We start from the raw sequence: 1,959 nt of genomic DNA, 5'->3' as shown, positions 1-1,959 counted from the left end.
TATATGAACTGTCCGTCTGATTGCATTCAGAAGATTAATGAAACAACTCCAAACCCATCAGCATTGGGGTGCGGCAACAGCATCTGCGACAATACTGAATCATATCTTAACTGCCCGGATGACTGCCCTTCAGGAGGCAGGGATTTATACTGCGATTCAAAATCAGACGGAAGATGCGACCCTGACTGCGCAAAATCAGAAGATCCTGACTGCCGGGCAGGAGCAAAATCCTCTTTACAGAAAAGCGCAGAGGACAACACAGCAAAATTCATTATTGCTGCAATTTTTGGGGTTCTTTCGCTGTTTTTCATAATCTTCATCATAATAAAAATAACATCTTCAAGAAAAAATTAGCCAGAAAAATGAAATTAATCGGAATTTACGGAAAAAAGGGGCAGGACATAACAGTCAAGGCGCTGTTTGCGATATTCATAGTGATATTTGTAATGTTTGTGATTTTCAGCGTAATAAGAAGCAGGGGAAGCGTTTTATCCCAGAAAGCCCAGTCAGAGTATTACACCCTGACAGACAGCTTCCTTCATTCTCTTATCGGAAGCTCCTGCATCTCAGTTGGCGACTATGACCCAAAAGGCAGGCAGATTGCAACAGAGGCATTCCTTGACGAGGGAAAACTCAATCTGCACAACAGGGAAAACCAGGAGATTCCCTGCGCTGAAAGCTATGATTTCATGTATTCTCTTACTGTTGTGGACAGCATAAACGGGAAAAAATGGGTGCTCGGGATGAAGGATGAACCTCTCTTTTCTGAAAGGAAAATCTCAATTGCGCTTCCAGTAAGCATAAAATACAACTCAACAATTCCCACAATAAACCCCGGATTTGCTGCAGCAACTGCCTACATAGGAAACATACCCTCTTTTTACACTTCAATAAAGCAGGCGTGCAGAAGCCACGAGGAAATAAGCAGGGAGATTCAGACAGATTACAAGATACAATACAACAGCACCTCAAACATTTTCAGGATTGGCGAATACCTGTTTTACCCAACCCTCGGATGCCGTGTTAAGGATTTCACAATTGAGAAAGGCAGATATCTTATAGTTATAAGTTACAATTCAGAAGGGAATTTTGTTGAGCTTTTGAGATAAAATGAAAAAACCAATTGAAAGCAGGATGGCTCAGTCATCGGAATTCATAGGGATTGCAATACTTGTAGTTGCAATAGTTTTGATTTCAATAATAACAAGAATGCAGGCAGCTGGCTCAATGGCTTCAAGGGCAGAATCAATACTCAAGGGATTCCGTATTGCAGGGGTTTCAACAACAGCAGCTGCAATACCTTACTCAACAATAAGCGGGATTCCATTAGAAGAGCTGCTGGGAGTTTATTCCTGCTATGGAAAGGAAACAGCGGATTATGGGGCTTTCAAGGTAAACATAACTAATGCCACAAGGAACATTTTTGACTCCATATACGGAAAAAACAGCTGGGCTCTAATCCTTAAAGAAGAGGGCATAGATTCTTACCCATTATTCCTTTCATCAGATGAAAAGTCAAAATCAGGGGAGCCAGGATTTTCGCCTTACCTTTCATATGACTTCAGGTTTCCAAAGCCGTGCAAAGAGGGGTTCAAAGGAGCAGGAATTTTATTCGCAGTTTCAGGATAGAATTAAAATCATTAAAAATAGATAAGATTTAAATGAACGAAAAAAATAATCATTAAATTTCAAGCTCAGAATAAAACAATTGGATAAGGCAATAATTAAAGCAATTAAATATTTGGGTTAATCAAATTAAAGGGTGAAAGATATCGCTTTGATAAAAAACAAGAAGGCTTCAATTTTTTTAACCATATTCTTCATAGCAATAGTTCTTTCAATATTCTACCTCATTGCAGTCCAAAGCAGCAACATAAGGAAGGATTTCGCATTTGAGCAGGAAGAGAGGGCATATCTCGGCAATTATGCCGAGCTCCTGAAGAAATACGGATTTCACTC

4 protein-coding genes are annotated in these 1,959 nt (G+C 39.8%); all 4 read left to right on the top strand.

Features of this window, described 5'->3' with window-relative positions; genetic code table 11:
- Nucleotides 1-354, top strand: a 354-nt coding sequence (locus NTV63_05935) for a hypothetical protein (protein ID MCX6710457.1), incomplete at its 5' end; no start/stop codon positions are given.
- 8 nt (nt 355-362) lie between these two features.
- A complete protein-coding gene (locus NTV63_05930) occupies nt 363-1,109 on the top strand; it encodes a hypothetical protein (GenBank protein MCX6710456.1) in 747 nt (248 codons plus the stop codon).
- A 1-nt stretch (nt 1,110) separates the two neighbouring features.
- A complete protein-coding gene (locus NTV63_05925; GenBank protein ID MCX6710455.1) occupies nt 1,111-1,629 on the top strand; it encodes a hypothetical protein in 519 nt (172 codons plus the stop codon).
- A 148-nt stretch (nt 1,630-1,777) separates the two neighbouring features.
- Nucleotides 1,778-1,959, top strand: a 182-nt coding sequence (locus tag NTV63_05920) for a hypothetical protein (GenBank protein ID MCX6710454.1), incomplete at its 3' end; no start/stop codon positions are given.

Source organism: Candidatus Woesearchaeota archaeon, assembly GCA_026394965.1.
GTDB lineage: Archaea > Nanobdellota > Nanobdellia > Woesearchaeales > 0-14-0-80-44-23 > JAPLZQ01.
The sequence above is the reverse complement of the archived record's forward strand: the minus strand, read 5'-3'. Positions and strand labels throughout refer to the sequence as shown.